A 14,503-nucleotide genomic window follows, 5' to 3' on the forward strand; every position below is an offset into this window, starting at 1 on the left:
AATTTAATAGATCGACAAGAATAACGATAACGTTTTCGTAATAATTTATGATTTACTTCAAAGAGGCTATAATATTGCAGCGTTTTTTCTAAAATCCAACATTAAAAAATGTCATTTAAAAACTTTAAAAAAGTAAAATTTAAGACATTTTCTCCGCAGAAAAGATTAAACAATTCCTAAAGGACGTAAATCTACGTAAACTTAGTCTTACTAATTTGATTACTAAAGCGATAGAGTTGAAAAAATCCAAAACCGCGAAAAAAAAACTTCTAAAAAAAGATGATAATATTGAGAAATTAACATTATTTTTGCCTTAAAATTAAATAATTGACAGAGCATGAAAAAGATTTTACTAGTACTTACACTCCTTTTAACTTTACAATTTTCAGCAGTTTCTGCCCAGACTCATTTAGAGGTAAACGGCGTTACTGTTCCTAGAAAAATAGAATATCAAAACAAAACTTTACAGCTTAACGGCGCTGGCGGAAGATCAAAAATGTGGCTAGAAGTTTATGTGCAGGCATTGTATTTGTCGCAGCTAAGCCAGGATCCAAAGTTTATTATTGACAGCGATACCGAAATGGCAATTCGAATTGAAATTACATCGTCTATGGTTTCTTCAAATAAATTAACCAAAGCAATGAATGTTGGTTTCGAAAAATCTGCTGGAAGCAATCTGGAACAATTACGACCAAGAATCGAGCAATTCAAAACCTACTTAAGCGACGCAATTACAGAAAAAGATGTATTCGTTTTGGCCTACAATCCGCTTGATCAAACTATAAATGTTTTTAAAAATGAAGTTTTGAAAGGAAAAGTTCAGGGATTTGATTTCAAAAAAGCATTGTTTGGAATCTGGCTTTCTGATAAACCCGTTGACGAAACATTGAAAAAACACTTATTAGGAATATAATTCTTAAAATTTTACATATTCAGAAAGCCGAAAACCGAATAGTTTTCGGCTTTTCTTTTTTGTTTACTAAATTTGATGCAAAATACATTATTCGCATTATTCTATTTTATACATTTACACAAAATAAACATATCACAACAAAATGAAAGATTTATTACAACAATTTGAAAATAAAGCACCTGAAATTGTTTTTAACTGGAAGGATTCTGAAACAGAAGCCGAAGGATGGACTGTAATTAATTCGCTGCGCGGAGGAGCTGCCGGCGGAGGAACAAGAATGAGAAAAGGCTTAGACATGAATGAAGTTTTGTCATTAGCCAAAACAATGGAAGTTAAATTTTCAGTTTCCGGGCCAGCAATTGGCGGCGCTAAATCTGGAATAAATTTTGACCCAAATGATCCTCGCAAAAAAGGAGTTTTGCAGCGTTGGTACAAAGCTGTTTCTCCATTATTAAAAAGTTACTACGGAACTGGAGGAGATTTAAATGTTGATGAAATTCACGAAGTAATACCAATGACAGAGGAATGTGGTGTTTGGCATCCGCAGGAAGGTGTTTTCAACGGACATTTTAAACCTACAGAAGCTGATAAAATTAATAGAATTGGACAATTACGTCAGGGTGTAATTAAAGTAATCGAAAACCCAAAATTCTCACCAGACGTTACAAGAAAATATACTGTTGCCGATATGATTACCGGTTTTGGTGTTGCCGAAGCGGTTCGTCATTTTTATGCAGCTTATGGAGGAGATATAAAAGGCAAAAAAGCAATCGTTCAGGGTTTTGGGAACGTTGGTTCTGCAGCAGCTTTTTATTTAGCTGAAATGGGTGCAAAAGTAATCGGAATTATTGATCGCGATGGTGGATTGATCAAAGAAGATGGTTTTTCTTTTGAAGAAATCAGAACGTTATTTTTAAATAAAGACGGAAATAAATTAGTTGCCGATAATATGATTCCGTTTGAGGAAATCAATTCTAAAATCTGGACAATTGGTGCCGAAATTTTCACGCCTTGCGCGGCTTCGAGACTGGTTACCCAAAACCAAATCGACAGCTTAATCGCAAACGGATTAGAGGTTATTTCTTGTGGAGCAAATGTTCCTTTTGCTGATAAAGAAATTTTCTTTGGTTCTATTATGGAAGAAGTGGATCGTAAAGTGAGTTTGATTCCGGATTTTATTTCAAACTGCGGAATGGCGAGAGTTTTTGCTTATTTCATGGAGAAAAAAGTTCAAATGACAGATGAAGCTATTTTTAATGATACATCTGAAACTATAAAAAATGCAATTGTAAAAGCGCATGCTTTAAATTCATCAAAAACAAATATTAGTGCAACGGCATTCGAAATTGCATTGAAACAATTAGTGTAATCTACTTTATACTTTTATATAAACGAGCCAGATTTCTATTTGGCTCGTTTTTTTGTTTGTAAAGGGTTATGTAAACAGCGCGCTAACTTAATTTCTCGCAAAGTCGCCAAGTTTTTTAAGTTTCCTTTGCGACTTCGCAACTTTGCGAGATTAATTAAAAAAGGTTTAACAAACTTTACTTTCTATTCAGCCAGATTTACACCATTAAAACAGATAAAACTTGTTAGTTTTTTACGCAAAACCTTAGCGAACTTTGCGGTTAAATTACGCCTCGCTCTTTCAGTCTAAACAATTTTTAGTACTTTTAAACGTTTTTATTTAATACAATTTCAAAATTCAGAATTACAATGAGTTTCACTATTTCTTCAGATAAAAAGAAATCACTCTTACTCACAACTGCTATATATGCGGCAATTATTGCATTGCTGTTTTTTATACGTTTTTGGCCTCCATATAATCCTGAAAACAACGTTGCACTTGCTGAAGGCGGCGGTGGCGGCGGCGGGGTAACGGTAAATTTTGGTGACAGCGATTTAGGTTCCGGATCGAATTACAAAAGCGAAGTTCTGAATGTAAAAAACGAAGTAAAACAAGCTCCGGCAAAAACAGTTGAAGAAGAAGCTATTATTTCTCAGGAAAATACAAAAGCAGATGAAACAGATGTCGTTATTCCCACCAAAGAAAAACCGAAAAAGCCTGTTCCGGTTGAAAAACCAATACAAAAACCTGTTCCCGAAAAACCTAAGGTTTCAACTTCTACAAATGCAGCGCTTTCAAGTATCTTAAAAGGTTCTAACAAAGGCGGAGACGGCGATGATAAAACAGCAGGAAATAAAGGAAAGGCAAACGGAAGTTTAAATTCCAACGGTTATTACGGCTCCGGAGGTTCTGGAGGTGGAACCGGAGGCGGTAACGGAACCGGAAATGGAATTGGCACAGGAAGCGGTTACGGACCTGGAAACGGCGGAGGTTCTGGCGGCGGAACCGGATATTCTTTAGGAACCCGAAAAGCTTTATCCAAACCTGCACCGAAATATACTTGTAATGAAGAAGGAAAAGTGGTTGTTGAAATTACGGTTGATCAAAATGGAAAAACAATTAGTGCAACTCCGGGAATAAAAGGAACAACCAATACAGCAAGATGTTTATTAGATCAGGCAAAAGTAGCTGCCATGAATACAAAATGGGAATCTGATAATGATGCTCCCGCAAAACAGGTTGGTAAGATTATTTATAATTTTAGTTTGAATTAAAACACGAATTTCAACGATTTACATAAATCTATTCTCATAAAAAAGGCTTTCAGAAAATTTTCTGAAAGCCTTTTTTATGTCATTACGCGGTTTTTGCGTGAGGGATAGGAGCTCGCTACCGAAGTAGCGCGGATAGCCCGACCGCAATAAAAAAATGGGCGAATCAACGTTATGCTGATCTGCCCGTTTTTTTATTGCGGTCACGCCCTGATAATTAATCTATTTAGGACTGGTCGCAATTACAAATTTTAAATTGTTCTTTACTCCTATCTGCAATACATCAACTAAATCCTGAACCTGCAAATTAAACGGAATTCGAACTACAACAGTCTGACTTTTATCGGCACCAATTTTATTCATTAGAGTAGTTTCTAATTCTTCAAAAGGAACAGGCTGTTTGTCGATATAAAACTGCTTATCTTCTGTAACTGACAAACTTATCAGCTGCTTATTTGTTTTTTCATTTGATTTTGCTTTTGGAAGCGTCATCTTAATAACATTTGGGTTTGCAAGTGTTGAGATAATAAGAAAAAACAACAACAGGAAAAACATAATGTCACTCAAAGATGAAGTCGCAACTTCGGCGTGAAATCTTCTTTTTCTCTTAATTGACATACTTTATGATCTTTGAATTATGTTTACAAATTCTAATATCTGTTTCTGAATTTTTAAAGCAAAATCATCAATTTTTCCGTTTAATAAGTGGTAAGCACTATATGCAATAATTCCCACGATAAGTCCGGAACCGGAACTGATCATTTTCTCATATAAACCTCCCGAAATATTTCCGATGCTGATATTTTCTGTAACCGAAATACTATAGAAAATTTTAATAACTCCGGAAATAGTCCCAATAAAACCTAGAGTTGGCGCAATACCGGCGATAAGTCCTAAATGGCCTAAACGTCTTTCCATTTCACCAATTTCAATATCGGCAGCGCGGTCCATGTTAGATTCTATTTCAGCAATTGGTCTTCCAATTACTAAAACGCCTTCTTTTAAAATATTTCCAACTGCTGTATCGTTTCTTTCTACAATAGTTCTCGCCAGTTCAATATTTCCTGCATGCAATTTATCACCAACATCCTGCATTAATCGGGCGTCAATTCTTGAAGCTTTCTGAATATACAGGTAACGTTCGAAAATTACGTAGATCGTGTAAAACAATAAAAGTGCAATTGGTATTAAGAAGAAACCACCTTTTAAGATAAATCCTAAAACAGAAATTTCAGTTTCAGGGTGAGCAATTTTTTCGATCACTACGTTTGAGGCGTTTGCGAGAGTATCAGCTTGTAGTTGAATGTAGCTAAACATATTTTAATTCTGGTTTTTAATAATTAATTCTAAAAAATATTTCAATTTTGCAATAAAGATAATTTTCATTGTAATATTAAACTAAAAAAACTGGAAATTATTTCAATCAACAACTATTTTATCCAAATAAAATGAACTATCAGGAAACAACAAACTGGATGTTTAATCAATTACCAATGTATCAGCTTCAGGGTGCTTCGGCATACAAAGAAGATCTGACTAACATCAAGTTACTGGCAGAACATCTTGGCAATCCCGAACAGAAATTAAAAACCATTCACGTTGCGGGAACAAACGGAAAAGGATCGACATCGCATATGCTTTCTTCGGTCCTGCAGGAAGCGGGCTATAAAGTAGGATTATACACATCGCCGCATTTAAAAGATTTCAGGGAAAGAATTAAAATAAATGGTCAGGAAATTTCAGAAGAATTTGTGATTGAATTCATATCAAAACATAAATCTTTTTTTGAAGCCAATGATATGAGTTTCTTCGAAATGTCGGTGGGTTTGGCTTTTGATTATTTTGTTTCTGAAAAAGTAGATATCGCAGTCATAGAAGTTGGTTTGGGAGGAAGACTGGATGCTACAAATATTATTACGCCTTTGGTTTCTGTAATTACAAATATTGGTTTAGACCACACACAATTTTTAGGAAATACGCTCGAAGCCATTGCAGGTGAAAAAGCAGGAATTATAAAGCCAAATGTTCCGGTTGTTATTGGCGAATATACAGATGAAACAAAGCCTGTTTTTTTGGCTAAAGCCGAAGAAAATAACGCTCCGATTTCTTTTGCTTCAGACTTAATCGACCAAATTTATTTATCTGATTTGATTGGAGATTACCAATTTCACAATAAAAAAACGGTTCAGCAGACGATTTCAATTTTAAATAATCAAACTAATTTTAAAGTTTCGACTGAACAATTAAAAGAAGGTTTACTAAATGTTGTAAAAAATACGGGTTTACAAGGCAGATGGCAGCAATTGGGAGCAAACCCTAAAATTATTTGCGACACGGCGCATAACAAACACGGATTAGCAGTTGTGATGAATCAGCTTCAAAATGAAAAATATGAGAAACTGCATATTGTTTTGGGCGTTGTTAATGATAAGGATTTAGACTCTATTTTACCGCTTTTCCCGAAAGAGGCTCAATATTATTTCTGCAGTCCAGATTCGGCGAGAGGTTTACCGGCAGAAACATTGAAAAATGCTGCTGCGAAATTTAATTTAGCTGGAGAAAAATTCGATTCTGTTGAAAGCGCTTTTGCGGAAGCCAGACAAAACGCATCAAAAAATGATTTCATTTATGCTGGCGGAAGTACTTTTGTTGTTGCCGAATTGCCTTTGGATTAAATGTAGTTATGATCTACAAAAAAAGTTTTAAAAAACCGATTTAATAACAAATTCATAAACAGCGAGATATAATTTATTTTTAAAAAAGTTTTATTTTTTATTCAATTTTCTTTGCAGAACTCAAAAACTAGCGTATATTTGCACTCGCAATCACAAACGATAGCAGCCTAGTAAAATAGGGCGATTAGCTCAGCTGGTTCAGAGCACCTCGTTTACACCGAGGGGGTCGGGGGTTCGAACCCCTCATCGCCCACCAAGAAACTCCTTAAGAAATTAAGGAGTTTTTTTTATGCCTATTTTTTTCTAATCGTAAAGTATTACCCTTTAGACGAAGGTGAAATAGCAAACTTTACAGAATATGTCTGTATAAATTTTTAAGCTTCAAATACAAACCAAAAAAGATATTTTGGATAAACTGCCAAAGAAAAAAGCAAATACGAAAAGTTTGTAAAAGCCATCGAACTTTTACAAAATCAAACTTCAAAAATTTTATGGTCTTACACCAAATTAATACTTGAAATTCCAACAAGAAATTTGCAGAGGAAAATAAGCCATTTCGTTTTCTTACAATTTTAACCAAAACTGCTGTTCTACATTTGCTTCATTAATTTATTAAAATGATAAAAAAATGAAACATCTGATTATTTATGCTCATCCAAATGCAGCAAGTTTAAACCACCATTTTAAACAAACAGCAGAACAAACTTTGACACAAAAAAACCACGAAGTAGTGGTAAGAGATTTGTACCCACTCCATTTCAATCCCGTTCTTTAATTAGAAGATATGCTGGACAACGCATTGGCCAAGGTGCCGATGAGAAAATATTGAAAGTTGGACTTCTCAAGTTATAAACTCATACTAAAAACAGAAAAAATGAAAAAGATTTTAAAAGGCACTTTAATTATATTACTATCATTAGCAATCCTAATTGGATGTTTAGAACTATTCAGCTCTTACAAGGTATCCAATAGTATCAATGAAAATGCCCCGGTAAAAACAGCGCTAAAAATAAAAATTAAAACATCACCCGAAAAAATTTGGAAAATAATGAGTGATGTAAATCATTGGGAAAGCTGGCATTCGGATGTACAAGAGCCAGTTCTTGTAGGTACTTTTAAAGAAGGCAATAGCTTTGATTGGAAATCTGGCGGATTAACAATTCATTCCACTATTCATACCGCAATACCTTATAGTAAAATAGGTTGGTCGGGTCCGGCATTTGGTTCATTTGCCATTCATAACTGGACTTTTACACAAATGAATGGCTATACCGAAGTAAGAGTAAATGAAAGTATGGAGGGCTGGCTGGTTACATTAATGCAACAAAAATTTCAGAAAGGACTTGAACAATCATTGCGAATTTGGTTAAATAATTTAAAGTTTGAAGCGGAAAAAAATAGTATAAACTAAAATTTTTAAATACAAATTAATGATGATTCAACTTTAATATTTATAAAATGATAGATAACCATACTCTTTTAGAAAATTATTTAAAACAATCCAAGTATATCAAAGCGGGGAATGGTATTGTCATCATACCTGATATAAGCGGGTTTACAGAATTTGTATCTACTATTTGCCTGGAAGCAGGAAGATACATTACCTATGAGCTGCTTTCCACGCTTATCGAGTGTAATACTTTAGATATGCAAATATCCGAAATTGAAGGCGATGCAGTTCTATTTTACAAATTTGGTGATCCACCATCACTAAGTAAAATCCTCAATCAATATGAAATAATGCTTAAAGCTTTTACAAAAAAACTGCATCAGATAGAGGAAATAGTAGGTCATAAACTGGGTTTGTCCTTAAAACTAATAGCCCATTATGGAGATTTCTCTGAATATAATATTGGAGGTTTTAAAAAATTATACGGACAAACAATTGTACAGTCACATAAATTATTGAAAAATTCAATTAAAAGTAACACATATGTTTTATTAACCAATGAAATGAGAAGTGCTGCCAACTATAATGAAACAATAGACAACAAACATAAGTATCCTATGAGTTACGTAAACCAAGTCTATTCTTATTACGATTATCAATAAATTAATAAGAATTCAATTTAATAACATTTAAAAACAAACAAAATGGAACAGTCAATAAAAAAACAATTCGACAAATCAGTTTACAATCCTCATGTTTTCAAAACATACAAAATCATCAAAAAAGTAACTAAGTACGCTTTATATATTTACATATTATATTTTGCTTTTGAAGGTTTTATGAATTGGAAATAGAAAGCTAAATGTTTAAAGGAAAAATCTTGTATCTTTAATTTGTAACCACGCATCAATCACAAACAATTAAAATATACTATTTTTATCAGATAGTTTCTTCAAATAATGTAGAAAATGTTTCGTAAACAAGTTCGTAAGAACCACACAAGAACAAACAACGCCATTGAAAGATAATGGCGTTGTTTTTTTATAATTTATTTTAGATTTTCAAAAAAGGTCAATACAGGTATGAGGTGTTCGGTTGTAACCTCTGACAGCCCACCAAGAAACTCCTTAAGAAATTAAGGAGTTTTTTTATGCCTGCTTTTTTATAATCGCAAAGTATTACAATTGTTTCGAATTCTTACCAGGGACTAATTCCTGTTTCGTCTTCAATATCATTACTAAAGAATTGTCCCGTTGGTCCGTTTTCATCGGTTACGGTATGTTTGATGATAAAAGACGCGGCGCTCTCAACACTTCCCGGGCCATTATGATGATTAAAATCTGTTGCGGTATAACCCGGATCGATTGCATTTACTTTAAATGGCAGATCTTTTAGTTCAAAAGCCAGTGCAACGGTATAAGCGTTTAAAGCTGTTTTAGAAGTTCCGTAAGCCGTTGATTTAAAATTGTAATACTTCCAGCTTGGATCGCTATGCAAAGTCAAAGAACCAAGTCCTGATGTAATATTACTAATTCTTGGATTTTCTGATTTATTTAGTAATTCCAAAAAAGCCTGAGTAACACTTATAACGCCAAAAAAGTTGGTATCAAATACAGTTTGAATGTCTTTTATTTTTGTATCCGAAGCGTTTTGAGGAAACTCTCCGCTTATTCCGGCATTATTAATTAAAATGTCTAATTTTCCCTGCTCGCTTTCTACAATATTTTTTGCCTCTAAAATGGAATCCGCATTGGTTACATCAATTTGAATGGCTTTGATATTTTGAAATCCGTCTTTGTTTAATTGTTTTACGACTTCACTTCCTTTTTCAAGATCACGGGTTCCTAAATAAACAAAAAATCCTTGTTTTGAAAGCTGCTTTGTCAACTCTAATCCTATACTCCTGTTTGCTCCTGTTATTAATACTGAATTCATTTTTTTCTGTTTTAAATTAATAAGGCAAAGTTGGTTAGTTTAAAATTGAAATCTTTTGTCATTTGGCAAAAAACGATTTAACTGATGTTTTTTCTAATTCTGCTTAATGACGATTGTGTAATTCCCAAATAAGATGCTACATACGATAACGGTATCCGATTAATAACATTGGGATAAATTTTCAAAAACATCAAATAACGTGTCGTTGCATCTTCTGAAACCAAAGGACTTCTTCGTTCAACTTTCTGCCTTAATGCTTTAGAAATAATTCTATGCACAATAGCATCCCAGCCAATAATGGTTTCCAAAAGTTCTTTCCAGTCTTTTTTAGAAAAAACGAGCAGTTTACAATTCGTTATTGCCTGAACGTATGCATTGGAACAAATATCATTGTCAAAACTTTCCATATCGACAACTAGATTGTTTTCGTCGATAAAATATTTAGTAATTTCTTCGCCTCTATTGTTATAATAACATACACGGATAATTCCGTCTAAAACAAAACCTACCTGCTGCGCAATTTTTCCGGCTTCAGAAAAATATTCATCTTTTGAAAGTTCCAGTTCTGTGGCTTTACTTGCAATTAAATCCAATTGCTGCTGATTTAAACTGCCAAATTGCAATATGTATTCTATAAATTCTTTCATAGATGCAAGTTAATTAAAGTTATTGGAGAGAAATTTACCATTTGGCAAAAAATGAACCAAACACAGATTATTTCGTCTTGCAGATTTCTTACTCAATTATTGCGGAATCTAATTTTTATTAAATAGCTCCTGAAAGGCTACCGGACTTATATTTGTCTTTTTCTTGAATAATTTGTTGAAAGACTGCGGATGTTCAAACCCTAATTTGTATGCAATTTCAGCTATTGATAAGTTTCCGCCTGCAATATGCTCCTTGGCTTTTTCTATTAATTTATCATGAATAAACTGCTGTGTGTTTTGTCCCGAAAGATTACGGAGCAAATCACTCAGATATCTTGCAGACAAACGCAATTCATCTGCTACAAACTGAACTGTAGGCAAACCATTTTCAAGTGCTTTTTCACTGTTAAAATAATCTTCAAGTATTATTTCTAATTTCGAAAGCACATCGTTATTAATAGCTTTTCTGGTAATAAACTGTCGATTGTAAAAACGATTACTGTAATTCAGCAAAAGTTCGATCTGCGAAATAAGCACGTCCTGACTAAAATTATCAATTCGCTCTTTCAGTTCATTTTGAATATTGGCAAAGATTCCTAAAATAGTTTCTTTTTCGTTCTCTGATAAATACAAAGCCTCTGAAGCAGTATAAGAAAAAAATCCGTATTTCTTAATATTGGTATTTAAAGTATACGGCCGAATGAAATCGGGATGGATATTTAATGACATACCGCTGTAATCTGCTTCCTCGTCCTGCATTTTTAAAATCTGTCCCGGCGCAACAAATGACATTCCTCCTTCTTCAAAATCATAAAAACCGTGTCCGTAACGAAGTTTTCCTGAAAATTGAGTTTTAAAAGAAATCTTGTAAAAGCCTAATATTATACCGTTTTCAAAATCTTTTGGCTCAAATACAGCTTCTCCATAATTCAAAACACTAATAAGCGGATGCATTGGCCTTGGCTGTCCCATCTCTGCATGTAATTGTGAAATAGTATGGAATATTTTAGGTTGATTTTTCATTTTATAAAGTGTTCAATCGGGGCAATATTCCAGCTTACTGTACTTTGATCAATCATGTCGTGTACAATTGAATCGCTGAGTTCTGTCATTAATTTGTGCATCGCATCTGTACCTTCTGTCACACTGTCCCAAACTAAAATATCATAAACAATTCCTTTTTTCAATTCGAAAATTGTTCTGGAATGAAATCCTTTTTGGTTTTTTAAAAATTCGTCGATTTCCTGGTTTGCTTCAATAAACTGCTGTGTTGTAAAACCGTTTAATTTAAAAGTCGTTAATTCTATAGCTTGATTTTTCATCTTGTTTTAAATTAAAAAGTAAACATCGCTTTTATATCCTGAACTTGAGCTTCAGCGCCTTTTTTCAATCTTTCGTCATACAAAGCATTGGCATCATTTCCGGCAATATATCGCAGTATATTTTTATTGTCAGTTGCAGCTTCATATATAATTTGAGCTACATCTTCTGCATTTGTATAATTCTCTAATTGTTCTGCGCTGTATCCTTTACTGACTTCAGCAGTCAGTTTCTCATAAGCTTCGTGTTGTCCAACTTCCATAGAGCGGACAGCAAAATCAGTTTTCATACCTCCCGGCGCGACAACTTTAACCTGAATACCAAATTGAGTTAATTCTGAAGCCAGGCTTTCTGAAAAACCATCGACTCCAAATTTTGTTGCACTGTAAACAGAACAAGTTGGAAATCCAATTAGTCCAAAAGTAGAAGTAACGTTTATAAAAGTACCGCTTTTTTTCTCACGAAAATGAGTCACAAACGCTTTTGAAATTCTGATAACACCAAATAGATTCGTAACAATCTGACGTTCAATTTGAATTTCACTTAATGATTCTAATGCGCCAATTAATCCATATCCGGCATTATTCAGTACAACATCTACAGTATATTTTTCTGTGATAGTTTTAATAGTTGAATTAATTTGTTCTGAATCCGTAACGTCAAGCGGCAGTACAATTACGTTTTTTAATGAAGTTAATTCTGTTTCCTTTTCAGGATTTCGCATTGTGGCAATCACCTGCCAGCCTCTGCTTTGAAATAGTTTTGCCGTTGATTTTCCTAAACCAGTTGATGCTCCTGTAATAAAAATTGTCTTTTGCATTTTTAATTATTTTAAAATTATAATGCAAAGATCAGTCGAAGCAGGAACTGCTTTTAGCCGTTTTGGACAATTGATTAGCCAAAATGACGACAGTAATAAGTTATTCTTTTGTGAGTCTGTCTAATTCTTTTAATAAAATTGGCATTCTGAATTCTCCTGCCATGCTTTCTATTTTGTGAAATGCATCTTCGAGCTCCATCCCAATAGAGGTAATAAATAATGGTTTTATACTGCTGCCTCTCAGTAAAGGTTTTTTATTTTTTTCAATACTAGCAAAATTAGTTTTGGCTACGCCAATAATCGGAATTTCTTTATTTAGTTTTTCATACAAGTGTCCGCCTAAACCATACTTTTTATCATCATCTAAATAAACAAATCCGTCTACAATAATAGCTTCAACATTTTTTAAATTAATTTGATTTAATAAACTAATAATACAAGGCAATTCTCTTTTGTAGAATTCTCCCGGAATATATTCTTCAACATTATCAATTATTTCTGTATGAATTCTAAAATTTTTATTTTCACTCCAGTCTTCAAATACTAAGCAGACTGTTTTTGCTTTATTATCAAAATAATAAGTATCGAAGGCTAAAATCATATCTATTTATAATTTTAAACTCTTAAAGAACCACGAAAACCTCTTGCCGCATAATATGAATCTGCTCCATTATGATATACAAAAACTGTATCATAACGAAAATCAGAAAAAATTGCACCGCCTAACTTTCGAATATTATCAGGAGTCAAAATCCAGCTTGAAGTTTTAGTATCAAATTTTCCCAGTTTTTGAAGCGTGCGGTATTCCTCTTCATTCAAAATTTGAATTCCCATTTCAGAAGCCATATTTAATGCACTGTCTTTGGGTTTATTTTCTTTTCTTTTTTCTAATGCTTCATGATCGTAACAAACACTTCTACGTCCTTTTGGACTTTCAGATGAGCAGTCATAAAAAATATACTCTTTTGTTTGTTCATCAAAACCAACAACATCGGGCTCACCTTCTGTTCTTTCCATTTCATCAAGTGACCAAAGTTTTTCAGGATTAACCTTTAATTTAGCCTGAACCTTTTCCCATTCAATATTTTGATGACGATGTTTATTATTTTCAAAACGTGCTTCCAAAACGATTAATAGTGATTGTTCCTGTTCTAATGATAATTTATTTTTTTGATTCATCTTTCACTTATTTATCCTAAAAATTTAAAATCATTCCTAATCATTTAATCCTTTTCCATCTAAGATATTTGGGATATTCTTCTCTACTCTTGCTTCTCTGGTTTTAGATTGCTTTGCCTGTGAAAAGTGTAAAAGATATGCTCTCTGCCTTCCGGGAGTGAGTTCGTAAAAAGCTTTTTGAAGATTTGGCATTTGATTTAGTTTCTTTTGAAATTCTTCAGCAACTTCAAACTCCGAAGTTTTTTTTAATTCCACTTTTAATCCTGCTTTTTCAACTTCAATTGCCTGATAAATATAGGTCTTCAGAATCTTTTTTAAATCAACAATTTCTTGTCGGTTAGTCAATCTTATTTGTCTTGCCGCTTGTACATTTTCAGATTGTTGTATCAAAATTGAATCTGTATCTTCCAACAAAGCTCCTTTAAAGAACAAAAAAGCGCAATAATCTTTAAAAGAATGAATTAAAACAATATTGTCACCCTGAAAAGTGTAACACGGAACTCCCCATTTTAACTCTTCATTCAATTCACATTCAAGAGCTATATTTCGCATTAAATTTAATTCTTCCTGCCATTTATTGGCTTTATCAAAAAAGAAATCAACTTTAGAATTCATATTAGCTTTTGACATCTTCGCTTTTTTAAAGTTATAAGAAGATTTGAACTTTAAAATTAAAACATTTTTTTGACTTCACCATCAGTATAAGAACTTCAAGAGATAAATAATATTTTTTCAGGAAAGTAGAATTACGCCTAAACCGTAGAAATAAGATTAAGGCTTTATTTAGTAAAATTGATACTTAATTATTAAGAAAGAATAATTAGCTAATGTAAGGAAGTATAATTTCTATAAAACAAAAAAACCTGTCTAGTAAAGACAGGGTTTTTAAAAAGAAAGGCGACGACATACTCTCCCACATAACTGCAGTACCATCTGCGCAGGCGGGCTTAACTTCTCTGTTCGGGATGGGAAGAGGTGAGCCCCGCCGCAATAACCACCTTAAGA

At 33.3% G+C, this 14,503-nt stretch carries 18 protein-coding genes, 1 tRNA gene and 1 rRNA gene; 9 read left to right on the forward strand and 11 right to left on the reverse strand.

Annotation, left to right across the window (positions count from 1 at the left end; all coding sequences use genetic code 11):
• Positions 1-337: 337 nt before the first annotated feature.
• The 3 genes from ASE21_RS19410 (at position 338) to ASE21_RS19420 (ending at position 3,535) form a co-directional block, all read left to right on the forward strand.
• On the forward strand, positions 338-913 hold the full coding sequence (locus ASE21_RS19410) for a chalcone isomerase family protein (protein WP_057124344.1): 576 nt from the start codon (positions 338-340) through the stop codon (positions 911-913).
• A gap of 142 nt (positions 914-1,055) precedes the next feature.
• Positions 1,056-2,282: a Glu/Leu/Phe/Val dehydrogenase dimerization domain-containing protein gene (locus tag ASE21_RS19415; protein ID WP_057124345.1), complete on the forward strand. Its 1,227-nt coding sequence runs from the start codon at positions 1,056-1,058 to the stop codon at positions 2,280-2,282.
• A gap of 347 nt (positions 2,283-2,629) precedes the next feature.
• Entirely contained in the window at positions 2,630-3,535 is a 906-nt protein-coding gene (locus ASE21_RS19420; RefSeq protein ID WP_057124346.1) for an energy transducer TonB, read from the forward strand.
• 219 nt (positions 3,536-3,754) lie between these two features.
• On the opposite strand, the gene ASE21_RS19425 is transcribed toward ASE21_RS19420, so the two are convergent.
• Both ASE21_RS19425 and ASE21_RS19430 read right to left on the reverse strand, forming a co-directional pair.
• Entirely contained in the window at positions 3,755-4,150 is a 396-nt protein-coding gene (locus ASE21_RS19425) for an ExbD/TolR family protein (protein ID WP_057124347.1), read from the reverse strand.
• Between the two features lie 3 nt (positions 4,151-4,153).
• Entirely contained in the window at positions 4,154-4,849 is a 696-nt protein-coding gene (locus ASE21_RS19430; RefSeq protein WP_057124348.1) for a MotA/TolQ/ExbB proton channel family protein, read from the reverse strand.
• A 131-nt stretch (positions 4,850-4,980) separates the two neighbouring features.
• Between ASE21_RS19430 and ASE21_RS19435 the strand changes: the two genes are divergently transcribed.
• From ASE21_RS19435 to ASE21_RS21880, 6 genes are all read left to right on the forward strand, one after another.
• Entirely contained in the window at positions 4,981-6,207 is a 1,227-nt protein-coding gene (locus ASE21_RS19435; RefSeq protein ID WP_057124349.1) for a bifunctional folylpolyglutamate synthase/dihydrofolate synthase, read from the forward strand.
• A 178-nt stretch (positions 6,208-6,385) separates the two neighbouring features.
• Positions 6,386-6,463: transfer RNA gene (locus ASE21_RS19440), tRNA-Val, on the forward strand.
• Between the two features lie 372 nt (positions 6,464-6,835).
• A complete protein-coding gene (locus ASE21_RS21660; RefSeq protein ID WP_082603511.1) occupies positions 6,836-6,982 on the forward strand; it encodes an NAD(P)H-dependent oxidoreductase in 147 nt (48 codons plus the stop codon).
• 99 nt (positions 6,983-7,081) lie between these two features.
• A complete protein-coding gene (locus ASE21_RS19445) occupies positions 7,082-7,618 on the forward strand; it encodes an SRPBCC family protein (protein ID WP_057124350.1) in 537 nt (178 codons plus the stop codon).
• Between the two features lie 47 nt (positions 7,619-7,665).
• Entirely contained in the window at positions 7,666-8,259 is a 594-nt protein-coding gene (locus ASE21_RS19450; RefSeq protein WP_057124351.1) for a DUF2652 domain-containing protein, read from the forward strand.
• Positions 8,260-8,301: 42 nt separating this feature from the next.
• Positions 8,302-8,451 carry a hypothetical protein gene (locus ASE21_RS21880; RefSeq protein WP_157848789.1) on the forward strand — a complete coding sequence of 50 codons (150 nt, stop codon included), beginning with the start codon at positions 8,302-8,304 and terminating at the stop codon, positions 8,449-8,451.
• A gap of 343 nt (positions 8,452-8,794) precedes the next feature.
• Here ASE21_RS21880 and ASE21_RS19455 read toward each other — a convergent pair whose 3' ends face one another.
• The 9 genes from ASE21_RS19455 to rrf form a co-directional block, all read right to left on the reverse strand.
• Positions 8,795-9,532: an SDR family NAD(P)-dependent oxidoreductase gene (locus tag ASE21_RS19455; RefSeq protein WP_057124352.1), complete on the reverse strand. Its 738-nt coding sequence runs from the start codon at positions 9,530-9,532 to the stop codon at positions 8,795-8,797.
• Between the two features lie 77 nt (positions 9,533-9,609).
• Positions 9,610-10,179 (reverse strand): Crp/Fnr family transcriptional regulator, encoded by a 570-nt coding sequence (locus ASE21_RS19460; protein ID WP_057124353.1) that lies wholly within the window; start codon positions 10,177-10,179, stop codon positions 9,610-9,612.
• 108 nt (positions 10,180-10,287) lie between these two features.
• Positions 10,288-11,202: a helix-turn-helix domain-containing protein gene (locus ASE21_RS19465; protein ID WP_057124354.1), complete on the reverse strand. Its 915-nt coding sequence runs from the start codon at positions 11,200-11,202 to the stop codon at positions 10,288-10,290.
• Positions 11,199-11,501 (reverse strand): hypothetical protein, encoded by a 303-nt coding sequence (locus tag ASE21_RS19470; protein ID WP_057124355.1) that lies wholly within the window; start codon positions 11,499-11,501, stop codon positions 11,199-11,201. The genes ASE21_RS19465 and ASE21_RS19470 overlap by 4 nt, the downstream gene beginning before the upstream one ends.
• 11 nt (positions 11,502-11,512) lie before the next feature.
• Positions 11,513-12,319 carry an SDR family oxidoreductase gene (locus ASE21_RS19475; protein WP_057124356.1) on the reverse strand — a complete coding sequence of 269 codons (807 nt, stop codon included), beginning with the start codon at positions 12,317-12,319 and terminating at the stop codon, positions 11,513-11,515.
• Positions 12,320-12,419: 100 nt separating this feature from the next.
• Positions 12,420-12,920 (reverse strand): endonuclease V, encoded by a 501-nt coding sequence (locus ASE21_RS19480; RefSeq protein ID WP_057124357.1) that lies wholly within the window; start codon positions 12,918-12,920, stop codon positions 12,420-12,422.
• A gap of 14 nt (positions 12,921-12,934) precedes the next feature.
• Positions 12,935-13,498, reverse strand: coding sequence for a DUF4256 domain-containing protein (locus ASE21_RS19485; RefSeq protein ID WP_057124358.1), 564 nt, complete (start codon positions 13,496-13,498; stop codon positions 12,935-12,937).
• 36 nt (positions 13,499-13,534) lie between these two features.
• Positions 13,535-14,113 (reverse strand): YdeI/OmpD-associated family protein, encoded by a 579-nt coding sequence (locus tag ASE21_RS19490; protein WP_057124377.1) that lies wholly within the window; start codon positions 14,111-14,113, stop codon positions 13,535-13,537.
• 277 nt (positions 14,114-14,390) lie between these two features.
• A 5S ribosomal RNA gene (gene rrf / locus ASE21_RS19495) occupies positions 14,391-14,500 on the reverse strand.
• Between the last annotated feature and the right edge of the window lie 3 nt (positions 14,501-14,503).

Source organism: Flavobacterium sp. Root901 (assembly GCF_001429765.1).
Classification (GTDB): domain Bacteria; phylum Bacteroidota; class Bacteroidia; order Flavobacteriales; family Flavobacteriaceae; genus Flavobacterium.